The sequence below is a fragment of the Psychrobacter sp. CCUG 69069 genome (assembly GCF_021023115.1).
GTDB lineage: Bacteria > Pseudomonadota > Gammaproteobacteria > Pseudomonadales > Moraxellaceae > Psychrobacter > Psychrobacter namhaensis.
Window position 1 is genome coordinate 84,162 of record NZ_QQAI01000001.1, and the last position, 12,819, is coordinate 96,980.

13 protein-coding genes are annotated in these 12,819 nt (G+C 44.2%); 1 reads left to right on the forward strand and 12 read right to left on the reverse strand.

What is annotated here, in order from left to right; all coding sequences use genetic code 11:
* Positions 1–115: 115 nt before the first annotated feature.
* The 12 genes from lptC to DVY93_RS00415 form a co-directional block, all read right to left on the reverse strand.
* On the reverse strand, positions 116–700 hold the full coding sequence (lptC, locus tag DVY93_RS00360; RefSeq protein WP_193006929.1) for an LPS export ABC transporter periplasmic protein LptC: 585 nt from the start codon (positions 698–700) through the stop codon (positions 116–118).
* A complete protein-coding gene (locus DVY93_RS00365; protein WP_230708351.1) occupies positions 697–1,263 on the reverse strand; it encodes a KdsC family phosphatase in 567 nt (188 codons plus the stop codon). Before DVY93_RS00365 ends, lptC begins: the two co-directional genes overlap by 4 nt.
* Before the next feature lie 44 nt (positions 1,264–1,307).
* Positions 1,308–2,300, reverse strand: coding sequence for a KpsF/GutQ family sugar-phosphate isomerase (locus DVY93_RS00370; RefSeq protein ID WP_193006931.1), 993 nt, complete (start codon positions 2,298–2,300; stop codon positions 1,308–1,310).
* 254 nt (positions 2,301–2,554) lie between these two features.
* Complete coding sequence (hfq, locus tag DVY93_RS00375; protein WP_193006932.1) at positions 2,555–3,085, reverse strand: RNA chaperone Hfq; 531 nt, start codon at positions 3,083–3,085, stop codon at positions 2,555–2,557.
* 404 nt (positions 3,086–3,489) lie between these two features.
* Positions 3,490–4,686: a tRNA (adenosine(37)-N6)-dimethylallyltransferase MiaA gene (gene miaA / locus DVY93_RS00380; RefSeq protein ID WP_230708352.1), complete on the reverse strand. Its 1,197-nt coding sequence runs from the start codon at positions 4,684–4,686 to the stop codon at positions 3,490–3,492.
* A 70-nt stretch (positions 4,687–4,756) separates the two neighbouring features.
* Positions 4,757–6,523 carry a DNA mismatch repair endonuclease MutL gene (mutL, locus tag DVY93_RS00385; protein ID WP_230708353.1) on the reverse strand — a complete coding sequence of 589 codons (1,767 nt, stop codon included), beginning with the start codon at positions 6,521–6,523 and terminating at the stop codon, positions 4,757–4,759.
* 49 nt (positions 6,524–6,572) lie between these two features.
* Entirely contained in the window at positions 6,573–7,100 is a 528-nt protein-coding gene (tsaE, locus tag DVY93_RS00390; protein ID WP_230708354.1) for a tRNA (adenosine(37)-N6)-threonylcarbamoyltransferase complex ATPase subunit type 1 TsaE, read from the reverse strand.
* The gene (locus DVY93_RS00395; protein WP_230708355.1) at positions 7,093–7,695 is read right to left on the reverse strand and encodes a 6-pyruvoyl trahydropterin synthase family protein; all 603 of its coding nucleotides are present in this window, start codon (positions 7,693–7,695) and stop codon (positions 7,093–7,095) included. The genes tsaE and DVY93_RS00395 overlap by 8 nt, the downstream gene beginning before the upstream one ends.
* A 164-nt stretch (positions 7,696–7,859) precedes the next feature.
* Complete coding sequence (locus tag DVY93_RS00400; RefSeq protein WP_230708356.1) at positions 7,860–8,192, reverse strand: YnfA family protein; 333 nt, start codon at positions 8,190–8,192, stop codon at positions 7,860–7,862.
* A gap of 6 nt (positions 8,193–8,198) precedes the next feature.
* Entirely contained in the window at positions 8,199–9,014 is an 816-nt protein-coding gene (locus DVY93_RS00405; protein WP_230708357.1) for a PhzF family phenazine biosynthesis protein, read from the reverse strand.
* 244 nt (positions 9,015–9,258) lie between these two features.
* On the reverse strand, positions 9,259–10,533 hold the full coding sequence (locus DVY93_RS00410) for a saccharopine dehydrogenase family protein (RefSeq protein ID WP_193006939.1): 1,275 nt from the start codon (positions 10,531–10,533) through the stop codon (positions 9,259–9,261).
* Between the two features lie 275 nt (positions 10,534–10,808).
* Entirely contained in the window at positions 10,809–12,041 is a 1,233-nt protein-coding gene (locus tag DVY93_RS00415) for a carboxynorspermidine decarboxylase (RefSeq protein WP_230708358.1), read from the reverse strand.
* 90 nt (positions 12,042–12,131) lie between these two features.
* Between DVY93_RS00415 and DVY93_RS00420 the strand changes: the two genes are divergently transcribed.
* Positions 12,132–12,797 carry a DUF924 family protein gene (locus DVY93_RS00420; protein ID WP_427673285.1) on the forward strand — a complete coding sequence of 222 codons (666 nt, stop codon included), beginning with the start codon at positions 12,132–12,134 and terminating at the stop codon, positions 12,795–12,797.
* Positions 12,798–12,819 lie beyond the last annotated feature (22 nt).

The window sequence follows — 12,819 nt, forward strand, 5'->3', positions numbered from 1 at the left end:
TTTAGATTTCATAAAAGTTACTCGTTTTATAATAGGTAGTAGGGCTTGCACACGTCATACTAACGGTTGTTTTTAGCACGCTTTTTAAGTACAGACTTGGTAAGAATACTTAGGCTCAGAACAATGCTTTATCTTGACGGTCAGCTGGGGTAAAGGCAACCGCCACTTGACCAAACTCATACTCCCCTGTTTCAAGGTTGGCGGTCATACTAGAGGCTTCAAACCGATTCATCCCTTGTTCAATCTTCACAGGCTCTTCACTATATACCTGCCCTGATTTGGTATTGCCTTTTAGAGTACTTCCAGTCACTTTTATCGGCTCAATATCTGGCGTGTTTTTACTGCCTTCACTGACCAGTGAAAAGCCACCTGACAAGCTAAGCTCACCCGTCTGCTGACTAATAGCCGCACTACCCGCTTCAATACGATAGCGCTGCTCTGCTGATGGCTCCCAATTCATGGTAATCCCTGACATCTCATCCAAATTGGTCTCTGGGTTGTGTGTCAACGATTCAGCGGTCAGCTCATATTCAGTCTCACCTTTCTCGTTAGTCTGTACCGCACTAATATCTGTGGCTTCATAGTCCACATCCGTCGTCTCCATGCTTACTGGTGGTGATATCTTTCCTTGCTGCTGAAAAAACCAGCCAGCAATACCAGCAATAATCAAAGCAAGGACTATTAACACACGAGTATTCACGACAAGTTATCCTGAGTTTTTGCTTCATCAAGCGTATGGTGCGCGATAAAGTCTTGATAGTGGCCATGACCCTTTAAAATCAGATCACATATTTCACGTACGGCACCAGTACCCCCTGTACGGGTAGTCACCATGTCACTGCGCTTGATCACTTCGGCGTGCGCATTGGGCACTGTCGCAGCAAATCCTACCGTTTGCATCGCTTTAATATCTGGCAGATCATCACCCATATACGCACAATCAGCTGGCGTAATACTAAGCGCAGGATCAAGGCTAGATAATAACTCATTTAAAGCAATAAGCTTATCATCACGACCTTGTACCACATAATCGACACCCATTTCTGCGGCGCGCTTATCCACCATCGCGCTACGACGACCCGTAATAATCGCCGTCAAAATACCGTAACGCGCCAAAGATTTCACCCCAACGCCATCATGAACAGAAAATGCTTTGGTCTCGATACCATTACCGTCATAAATAATTTGACCGTTCGATAAAATACCGTCAACATCCATGACCAATAGCTTTACTTGTCCCGCTTTTTTTATTAAGTCTTGCATCAGTTATCTCTTATTATATTAAAGGCTATTTTTTAAAATAATAGTTACTTCACACCAGCTTTTAGCAAGTCATGTACGGTGATGATCGCCTCTAAGCGACCCTCGTCATCAATAATCAACAACTGACTGATCCCACTTTCATTCATCACACTAAGGGCATCTGAGGCGCGCATGGTCTTACTAACATGGCGCGGATTTCTCACCATGACTTCACGCATCGGTGTTTGCAGGTCGATACCTTTTTCCAAACCACGACGTAAGTCACCATCTGTAAATACTCCGACGACTTTCTCATTGTCATCGGTCACCACGGTCATACCCAAACGTCCAGCAGACATAGTAAAGAGTGCTTCTTGCAAGGGCGCTTGCTGATGTATCAGAGGTAAGTCTTCAGATTTTGTATGCATCAAATCCTCAACTCGTGTCAGTAGCTGGCGGCCTAATGCACCTGCTGGATGCGATAAGGCAAAATCCTCTGACGTAAAGTTGCGTGCGTGCACCAAGGCCACAGCTAATGCATCTCCAAGAGCTAAAGTCGCCGTCGTACTCGACGTTGGCGCAAGGTTCAGCGGACAAGCCTCTTGTGATTTACCAAGGGTTAATACAATGTCAGCCGCGTGTGGTAGCATGCCTCGCTTATCACGGCTAATACTAATCAGCGGAATATCTAAACGTTTAACAACAGGCAATAGCATTTTTATCTCATCTGACTCACCAGAGTTAGAGATGGCAAGCAAAACATCGCCCTTTACCAACATACCCAGATCACCATGTCCTGCTTCGCCAGGATGCATAAAAAAAGCGGGCGTGCCCGTAGAGGCAAACGTCGCGGCTATTTTTCGCCCAATCAATCCTGACTTACCCATACCAGTGACCACGACGCGCCCCTGACAAGCCAAAATCACATCGCAAGCTTGCGCAAACCTATCGTCTATCTGCTCGGTCAATAACGATAACGCCGCTATCTCAGTATTAATTGCTTCGATGGCGGTACTGATGAACTGCTCATGGGTTACATTGATTTGGGTATTACTCATGAATTCGCTCTGTTTTTATAATGAATCAAGACAACATTTTACTATATTCTGTCTTATATTAATAATCTGCGTACGCTATACAGCAGATGACCAATGATTAAGATTAGATCATTATTATATGTAAAGGTTACTTGATATAAATGTCACTTGCTGAACGGGTGCAGCCATTTAGACAAAAAAAACCTACTCTAGAGCAGGTCTTGATCGAATCAGTTATGTCTCAACGATGCAACGCACCTCTATTACGCGTTCAATTATCTGTCATTGTTATCATTAGAGCCGTCACTTGATTTGTCCTCAAAGCGAGTGCTCTCTACTGGCGACTCAAACCCACGATCTTGACCAAAGCCGCCACGCTCAAAGCCACGTTCCTGACTTTGTCCGAAGCTACCACGCTCAAAACCACGCTCTTGACCTTGACCAAAACCGCCACGATTAAAACCACTACGATTAGAGGCAAAACCACGATCTTCAAAACCGCCTGTACCAGCTGGATTGCTACCACGCTCAAAACCACTACCCTGATAGCCTGCTGGGGCGGCGCTCTGAGTTTGAGTGCCAGTCCCTGTTGTCGTACTACGGGGGTTGCGCGCTGGGACAACAGTGGAAATGGCATGTTTGTACACCATTTGGCTGACTGTATTTTTAAGTAAGACTACATACTGATCAAATGACTCAATCTGACCTTGCAGCTTGATACCATTAACCAAAAAAATAGAAACAGGAATGCGATCTTTGCGCAGCGAGTTCAAGAACGGATCTTGTAAAGTTTGTCCTTTTGACATGAAATCTCTCCTAAATATTATATAATTATATTTTAAGCGCCAATTATTTTAAGTGGTCATTTAATTATACTGGCTAAAGATAGATACAATAATAAGTGTTCTTTTTAAAACGTATCTAAATACATACTTATTGTTCTTAAGGCAGGCCACTTTATCGTGAATACGTTATTATTGTAAATGATTAAGTAACTACTTGTTTCATTAGCTATTTTTATCAACAAACGTCAATTGATAATGACTGGAAAATAGCTGACCTGACATCCGACCAACTATTTTGATAGATTTGAATTATAGCAGTTATCTACATTATACTTTGAAACTAATTGTCATTAATTCCTTATGGGGTTATAAAGCATTTTTTACATCACAATCTTTATATACTCTGCTTTAACGGTCACTGACTTTTATTGTAGATGCGCTCTTGCCTGCTCCATCGTACTAAATTCCTGTATCGACAAAGCTCTGTTTATAGCGTGGCTTTTTTCATTACTAGAGCTGTCATTACTAGATAAATCAGATAGCTTTTTGACTTCTGCTGCAGCACTAGGCAATTGGATTATTTTTCGTAACCAAGTGTATTGGCGCTTTGCCAGCTGCCTTGTAGCATATAATGCCTTATTTTGCATTTGCTGACAAGCAAGTGCCTCGGTCTGACTGTCAGACATCATTGACTGAGCTTGTAGATCAAGCGTACTGCTTGGTTTTATTTTTTTATTTATTGACCCTTCAAGCTCCCCAAACGCGTTATAAAATTGAGCTTTATCTAGATGGGGTTGTTCAAATATGGGGTGTTTAATGTGTACTAGATACTCTAATACTTGCCGATAGCCAACGCAGCGCATAGAAGGTAAATTAGGTGTTAACGGATATTGTTCAAATAGACGTATGACCTCCGCCACCAACCCTTCAGACCACATGATATCTAAACGCTGCTCAATACGCTCATGCAGCCATGGACGATCAGGCATCACCGCTAAGGCATGCCACTGCTGATTGGGATTGTGTGCTAACGCGCGTTTTGGTTGACGCTGCCAGTCACTTATGGGGGTTCTTGTTTGCAAATAGACTTCAACCGCACGAGTAATACGCTGGGTATCGGTTGCATTTAGGCGCTGATGGCTGATCGCATCCACGTCACCAAGATAATCATAAAGCGCACCGATACCCTCATTTTGTCGCCACTGCTCTACGCGTGCACGAGTGTTGTCATCACTATCAGGCACAGGCGACAGCCCGTCAAGTAGCGCCATGTAATACATCATAGTACCGCCCACAAGCAAGGGAATCTTGCCGTTGTGATGGCAGTCATCGATAAGGCGCGCAACATCACTGACGAACTCAGCAACACTATAGCTTTGCATGGGGTCAACGATATCGACTAAATGATGGGGATAACGCTCAAGCTCAGCGGCCGTCGGTTTGGCCGTACCGATATTCATATCACGATATATCAGCGCCGAATCTACGGATATTAGCTCATAACGCCCTGTATCATACAACTCATAAGCCAAAGCTGTTTTGCCACTGGCGGTGGGCGCCATCAAACACACCACACTGTTATCCGCCATATGATGAGATAAGCTATCAGACGAATGTCTCATGGGATTGCCTTTCATATTATTTATATTGTGGAGTAAATAGAAACTGATCTAGAGACGCGCTTAAGAGCGTTTAGTGCGTATCTGACAGCATGAACGCTACCAATCGATGACTGTCTATGACTTTAATGGCGTGCTTAAACAACAGCGCTTTAATGTCTGTGTTAAACACCCTCAAATCTTGTCCTGACATTTGCGCGCTTACGATGGCAAGCTGCTGATTAATCTCTCTAGCACCATTCACACTATTGGACATTTTATCTTTTTTAAATATCTCGTTACTCACTATCCTGTTACTAAACACACGGGATTCAAACAACCCACTAACCTTCAAGCGCCAAACGTCTGCACTAATGAGTAAGCACTGTCCTTCACTATAAAACAATAGCCATGGGCGCGTCTTTTTACCCTGATTGCCCTCCTTCATAAGAGACTCAGACACTGATTCATCCAAGCTAGCAATGATATCTAAACAGTGTACGCCTATTGTTTCTATCAATGAATCGTTCCAATCAGTTGGAGTGGCACGCGCGGTCGTCATCTTTTGATATGAAGGCGCCTCAAAATCGGCTACTGCTTCACCCTCAGATAACTGCGTAGTGGCTGACAGCTGATAGCGACGTTTAGGCGACTGTACTTGACCGCTTTGGACGAAACTGTGGATAGCAGAAGTCTTGGGCAAGGTTGTATCAAGTGATTTACTGGTAGGCGCATAACGGTTGGGTAATGTTGTCTCTGGCTGAACTGCCATTTCTGTCGCACTGAACGCTTTCAACTTTGAACGAAGCGCATGGTTTAAATGTGCCATGACATTATTGAGCGGACTTATTTTAATGCGTTGTTTGGATGGGTGCACATTGATGTTAAGCCAATGGGTGGGCATATCAAAATAGAGCGCATAACCCATGCCTGTGAGCTGCGCGCCTTGAGCCAATTGGCGGAGCTGATTGCTGATTAACGCTTCTTTCACCAGCCGACCATTTACATAGATCAACTTTGGCAGGCTCTCTTTTTGGTCACGCACAGGCCATAACCAACCACTAATACCTGCGTGGTGATTAACGCTTTTATTGTTGACATACTCTGATGATGGCTGGGTTAAACTAGATAAGTCAACCGCTACTTCAATCGCGTTCTTTGTCAAAGCGCTACCTATCGCCTGCTCAAGGCGCGCTAAAGACAGACGGTTATTATGTTCGTTATGGGTGGTACTAGCAGATAGTGACAGCCTTTTTTTATTATCGTGAAAGAGCATGAGGGTGATGTCTGCTCGTGCTAATGCTACCTCACGAACAATCGTTTCAATGTGGCCAAATTCGGTGGCAATAGACTTCAAGTTGCCTCGGCGTGCGGGCACATTAAAATACAAATCTCTTACCGTAATCGTCGTGCCACGATTGTGCACCACGGGTAATAGTGTGGGCGTATCGTCCAACACGCCAGCAACCTGTAATTGGCGGCCAATCCCACTGTTATCGTGGCTACTAGTCAGCGTCAGACGAGAAACAGCAGCCGTTGCTGCCAATGCCTCGCCGCGAAAACCCAACGTCATAATGCCATGCAAATTGGCCACATCAGCGACTTTGCTGGTGGCATGACGGGTAATCGCCATCACCATATCATCGGGGTGGATACCAACCCCATTGTCCACCACTTCAATCATGCCCATACCACCTTGAGTAATATGAACCTCAATATTAGTCGCACCTGCATCGATAGCGTTTTCAAGTAACTCTTTGACAACTGCTGCTGGACGCGTGACGACCTCACCAGCGGCTAATTGATTGATAAGCAGCGGCGATAGTTTTTTTATGCGTGTATCAGAGTGGTTAGTGGACATCTATAAATATCATGTGTTTCGGTATCTTGCGCCTTATCTTTGATAAAAACTAAATATGGAGCGCTGACAGATCTAGCCCTTGCGCTTGCCCTACTTTCGATAGTCGCAGTGTAATCTGACGGGCTTCTTTACCATCATCACCTTGTGTCATATCAATAAACAAAATCGGCGGTGGTAGATAACTGTCTGCACGACTTGGCCATTCAATGATGACCAATGCATTTGGCTCATCCAGATACTCATCAAACCCTATAAAAGACAGCTCTTCTGGATCTTGCAGGCGATATAAATCAGCATGATAGACTGGCTTGGTTGTACCATCCTCTTGCAGAATACTATAAGGCTCAACCAACGTATAAGTTGGACTTTTTACCGCATCTTTATGTCCCAGCGCCTGTAACCAATAGCGCGTTAAGGTGGTTTTACCTGCACCCAAATCTCCTGCCAGCCAGACACTACCGCTCAAAGGCAAAGCGGCCAACTGGCGAGCCAAGGCCTTTGTATCGTCTTCAGAATGCAGTGTCAGTGTTTGCAAGGTTTGCAAGCTGCTTTCGTCTTTTAAACTGTTGTTAGGCATCTGGCTGCACCTGCATGGTCACTGATGGGTTCACAAAACGCTCACCGCAAATCAACTTGGCGTATAGCTCAGGATCATGCCACTCCGCACAAACTTGCTCGCTAAACGCAAATTCCTCTAAAGTCAGTTTGCCCATTTGCTCATTGGCAACATCATCAGCAAAGCACTGGGCATAACCCGTTGCGGTTTCGTGTGCAATCACCGAATAAACGCTAACGTCTGTCTCACCGTTTTGCATTTGGGTTTGTTGTAGAATCTCTTGTGCCCAAAAGAATATCACTCGTGAAAACTGCTCTGCTGATGGTGACACGGGTAAGCTTATCCAGCGTGCACTGAATTTTTTACAAGCTGCGATATATTCAGGATCGTCTTTACTCCAAAAACAGATGGCATGATCAAAGCTATCAATAATGTCTTTAATCGAGGATTTTAACAGACCAAAATCATAGACCATCTGCCCATGATCTAAGCGCTTAGCCTCAAGAATCAGCTCAATCTGATAGCTGTGACCATGGATAGAGTGTTTGCAGCGCTCAGAGCTACAGTTACGAACGATGTGAGCATTTTCAAACTTAAACAGTTTACGGATACGCATAATAATCAATCAACCAGAACAGTAAGCATCTTTGTGCTAAATAAGAGTTGGCCGCCTCTACTCATCGGCTTGTTGTTTATTATAGCAAATCGCCGTGTATCCGTAAGTAAGCACTTATGAATACGCGTATTGATTGAACGTATCAACCAGACTTATCTTTTAAACTAGGTACTGCGCGGCGCGAACATAATAATCGCCATGCCAAGCAGTGCCACCGCAGAGCCTAATATGTCCCAGGTGTTTGGCCGAATACCATTGACCGTCCATAACCAAATAATTGCCATCACGACATACACCCCACCATAAGCGGCATACACTCTGCCTACTGCGGTTGGATGCAATGTCAGCAGCCAGACAAATGCCGCCAAACTAAGCGCGCCAGGTATCAGTAGCCATATAGACTTACCTTCTCGCAGCCATAGATAAGGCAGATAACAACCGACAATCTCTGCTAGTGCCGTCAATGCAAAAAGTCCAACTGTCTTTAACTCAGGCAAAGCCGATTACTCCTCAACTGTGATAACACCCGTCAGATACTGTACGGCGTTGCCAGAAATAAACACTCTATCGCCTATAACCACACAGTCTAGAACCCCGCCTCGATTTGAAGCTTGATACGCAACCAACTCATTTTTCTCCAAACGCTCGGCCCATAACGGTGCAAGTCCAGTGTGTACTGACCCAGTTACGGGATCTTCACCGCCCCCATTCTCTGGCCAAAAATATCGCGATATAAAATCGTACTTATGATAAGCATCCGATTCAGCTTGACAAGTCACTACCACATTTAATGGTAACAGCTTTTTTAGCTTCTCATTATCCCGAACGACGTTTAACACATCAGACTCAGCGTTATAAATGACAAAGTACGCTTGATTATTTCTGTAAACATCAACAGGCGCAACAGAAAGGCCAGATAATAGACTATCAGGAATGCTATCAACTTTTTCAGGCATTTTTTTTGGGAAATCCATTTGGATTTTTCCAGTCTCTGTTTGTACGATTGTCAAAACACCAACCGCTTTGGCCGAAAACTTGATAGACGCCGCCGTAGGGTTCTTCTTAAACAAAACAAAGGCTGATGCCAACGTCGCATGACCGCAAAAAGCAATCTCGGTGGAGGGTGAAAACCAGCGAATGTGGTAGATTCCTTTATCGTCATCAGCAACGATAAAAGCGGTTTCAGACAGATTATTTTCAAAAGCAATAGACTGCATCAAATCATCACTTAACCAATCATCTGTGATAATAACTGCAGCAGAATTGCCTTTAAACACAGTGTCAGTAAAGGCATCGATGACATTAACTTCTAATTGCATTTGATAGTCTCGTTTTAATGTTTGTAGTGTGATATGAGTTATTACTGGGGAGCTGGTGAACTTATAGACAAAAATTTTACGATAACAATAGTCTTCACTGGACTGATGATAGATAGTAGCAAAAACACAATCATGCCGCATTGAAAAATTATAATCCTAGTGAGGGATGATATTCGAATACTATCAGCCAAGAAAAAAGCCTATCCATAACAGATAGGCTTTTTTATACCTAAGACAATTTTACTTAAATATCAAACTCAAGTGCTCTATCACCTTCGCTGTCTTTGATACGCGTTGGCAAGCCAATCTTATTGAGTAGATTGATAAAGGGCTTGGCATCAAGCTCTTCGACGTTGACCATCTTACCCGCATCCCACTCGCCAGTCGCGACGAGCATGGCAGCGGCGACAGGTGGCACGCCTGCGGTATAAGAGATACCTTGGCTACCAACCTCATTATAAGCGTCTTTATGGTCGGAGACATTATAGATAAACACCTCGGTCTCAACGCCATTAATCTTGCCTTTAACCTTGTCACCAATGCAAGTCTTGCCAGTGTAGTTCGGTGCCAGCGAGCTTGGGTCTGGTAGTACTGCTTTGACGACTTTTAACGGAATCACTTCTTGGCCTTCAGCGGTCATCACAGGCTGCTCAGACAATAGCCCTAAGTTTTGTAGCACGGTAAAGACATTGATATAGTGCTCACCAAAGCCCATCCAAAAACGAATGTTTGGCACATCCAAATTAGCTGACAAAGAATGCACTTCATCATGACCACTTAGGTAGCTGTTTTGCACACCAACCACTGGCAAATCGTCAGTACGTTTGACTTCAAACATCTTATTAGACTGCCACTTGCTGTCCTGCCACGAGTAAACCGTACCGGTAAATTCACGGAAGTTAATCTCAGGATCAAAATTGGTGGCGAAATATTTCCCGTGACTGCCAGCATTAATATCGATGATGTCAATGTCGGTCACCGAGCCTGCATCCATCATGTCATAGCCAAGACGCGCATACGCATTGACCATACCAGGATCGAAGCCTGCGCCTAAGATAGCCGTGACATTATTGTCCGCACAGCGATCGCGACGTTGCCATTCATAATTACCATACCATGGCGGCGTCTCACAAATCTTGCGTGGATCTTCATGAATAGCGGTATCAATATACGCCACGCCTGTCTCGATACAAGCTTCTAGTACCGTCATATTGATAAATGCCGAACCGACATTAATGACGATTTGAATACCTGTGTCTTGAATCAGATTTATTAGCGCTTCGGTGTCCATCGCATCAACTTGATGCGTGTGCAACACGGCAGGCTCTTTGAAGCTATTTTTCTCTTTCACACTTTGAGCGATGGCATCGCACTTGTCTTGCGTACGTGAGGCGATATGAATCTCGCCAAGCACATCATTATGCATCGCACACTTATGCGCGACTACTTGAGCGACACCGCCTGCTCCGATGATCAGTACGTCTTTTTTGTTGGGCTTAATTTGTTGGTTTGTGTTCAATGAACAATCCTCCTTTGTGTCCCTGTCGATACCATTGATTGCGGCTATGCAAAACAGAAACGAGTGAATGATATGCGTGAATTAAAAAGGAAGACCGAGGAAAACCCACGCACCCGTCGAGCAAATAACCCTCTCGTATTTGCTCGACGCGATTATAACAATTTTTATTCCCTTATCGGTAAAAAATAATGCAGAAAAAACACCTGTATTACATTCACCCTTCATTGATCCTAAACCTTTGTTTTTAATAGGTAAAAAACCGTGAAACCTGAATACTAAGACAAACTGGCTTTATAGTCTTGATAATTAAATTCGCGCTGGATATCAAGGCTGCCATCTAGGCGACGAATCACAATTGCAGGCATATTGACCCCGTTAAACCAGTTTTTCTTGACCATGGTATAGCCTGCCGCATTGCCAAACGCAATCTTATCGCCTATTTGCAAGTTAGCAGGTAAAGTATATTCACCAAAGATATCCCCTGCCAAACAAGAGCGACCATAGATGATTGTATTGTCTGATACATCCGCTGTCTTATTCATATCGACAGGTGAGACACTCATCGCTTCGGCATTAATAGAAGCAATGGGGGCTGACTCGCGATAAATTAATAAATCAAGCATGTGCGCCTCAATAGAGGCATCAACGACAGCCAAGTTCTTGTCGTTGTGCATGGTGTCTAACACGGTCGTGACCAGTGAACCCGCACCATGGATACTCGCCTCCCCTGGTTCAAGGTAGACCTGCACGCCATAGGTTTCGCTAAAATCTTTTAATCTTTTAGCAAGTTTCTCTAGCGGATAGTCAGGAGCGATAAAGTGAATGCCGCCGCCCAAACTGACCCAGTCAAGCTGCTGCAAAACATCACCAAATCTGTCTTCAATGTCGGCCAAGCTCTTGCTAAAAGCCTCAAAGCTGTCATTTTCGCAGTTGTTATGAATCATCACACCCGTAATATCACCAAGCACCGCTTTAATCTTATCTTTGTTGTGCTCACCCAGACGGCTAAAAGGACGGGCGGGATCAGCAATGATGAATGACGAATTGCTAGTCTTAGGGTTCAGTCGCAGACCTACTGGTATATTTTGCGCCGCAGCTTGATCTTTAAAAGCGTGCAATTGCGAGATTGAGTTAAAGATAATTTTATCGGCATAGCTCAGCACTTCAGGAATTTCATCTGCGCTATAAGCGACACTATACGCATGCGTTTCTTTTTTATTTTGGCCACGCTCTTCGCCTTCATTATTGGTATTATTACCAAAGGTCTCATGACCCAAACGTACTTCATTTAATGAAGAGGAGGTCGTGCCATGCAAAAAGGGACTCATAACATCAAACACGCCCCACGTGGCAAAACATTTGAGCGCCAGTAGGGCTTTAGCACCTGACAGCTCGCACAGGCGGGCGATAATCTGCATATTGGCGACGATTGCCGCCTCATCCAGTAGATAATAAGGCGTTGCCGGCAATGATGAATGGGGGGTGTTTACTGAGTTTTTTGGATTCATAATAGGTTACCTAATAGTCGCTGTCGGCGTCATGACAGACATAAATATTTGCGCTATAGTAGACTAAATCCATCATAATTAGAATATGTTATGTCATTATCAACTGATTATTCCACCGCCAGCAGTCAAGAAAATTTATCGCAAATTGATCCAAAAAACATTCCTTTAGACCATCTGAATCCTGATGCTCGGGCGGTCTTGGATTTTTGGTTTGATAAAGACAATGAACCATATTGGTTTGCCAAAAATGATCAATTTGATCAGCAGATACATGATAAATTTGGCACAATTTGGCAGGCGGCAAAACAGGGTGAGTGCGTAACTTGGCGCAACGCAGAAGTCTCAAAAGACAGTAACAGCTCAATCACCGCTTTGGCTGGGCGCTTAGCAGAAATTATTGTCTTAGATCAGTTTTCACGTAATCTACATCGCGGTCAAGCGTGTGCCTTTGCGCAAGACAATATGGCAGTAGTATTGGCACAAGAAGCTGTCCAACAGCCGCATTTTGATACACTACCGATGGAGTGGCGCCAGTTTATCATCATGCCGTTTATGCACTCAGAATCACTGTGGATTCATGAGCGGTATCTGCCCCTGTTTGAGCAGCTAAAAGACGCTGTAACGCTGGACTTTGAACACCGTCACAAAGATATTATCGAGCAGTTTGGACGTTATCCTCATCGTAATGACACGTTGGACCGCGAGTCAACTGACGAAGAAGAAGCCTTCTTACAGCAGCCAGACTCGTCGTTTTAGTCTTGTAATTACGAGGATAAGA

What these genes read in the sequence shown, in the direction of transcription:
- mutL (WP_230708353.1), bottom strand. Translation starts at nt 6,523, where the DNA reads ATGTCCACTAACCACTCTGATACACGCATAAAAAAACTATCGCCGCTG.
- DVY93_RS00365 (WP_230708351.1), bottom strand. Translation starts at nt 1,263, where the DNA reads ATGCAAGACTTAATAAAAAAAGCGGGACAAGTAAAGCTATTGGTCATG.
- hfq (WP_193006932.1), bottom strand. Translation starts at nt 3,085, where the DNA reads ATGTCAAAAGGACAAACTTTACAAGATCCGTTCTTGAACTCGCTGCGC.
- DVY93_RS00405 (WP_230708357.1), bottom strand. Translation starts at nt 9,014, where the DNA reads ATGCAATTAGAAGTTAATGTCATCGATGCCTTTACTGACACTGTGTTT.
- DVY93_RS00415 (WP_230708358.1), bottom strand. Translation starts at nt 12,041, where the DNA reads ATGAATCCAAAAAACTCAGTAAACACCCCCCATTCATCATTGCCGGCA.
- DVY93_RS00420 (WP_427673285.1), top strand. Translation starts at nt 12,132, where the DNA reads ATGTCATTATCAACTGATTATTCCACCGCCAGCAGTCAAGAAAATTTA.
- DVY93_RS00370 (WP_193006931.1), bottom strand. Translation starts at nt 2,300, where the DNA reads ATGAGTAATACCCAAATCAATGTAACCCATGAGCAGTTCATCAGTACC.
- DVY93_RS00395 (WP_230708355.1), bottom strand. Translation starts at nt 7,695, where the DNA reads ATGCGTATCCGTAAACTGTTTAAGTTTGAAAATGCTCACATCGTTCGT.
- tsaE (WP_230708354.1), bottom strand. Translation starts at nt 7,100, where the DNA reads ATGCCTAACAACAGTTTAAAAGACGAAAGCAGCTTGCAAACCTTGCAA.
- miaA (WP_230708352.1), bottom strand. Translation starts at nt 4,686, where the DNA reads ATGAGACATTCGTCTGATAGCTTATCTCATCATATGGCGGATAACAGT.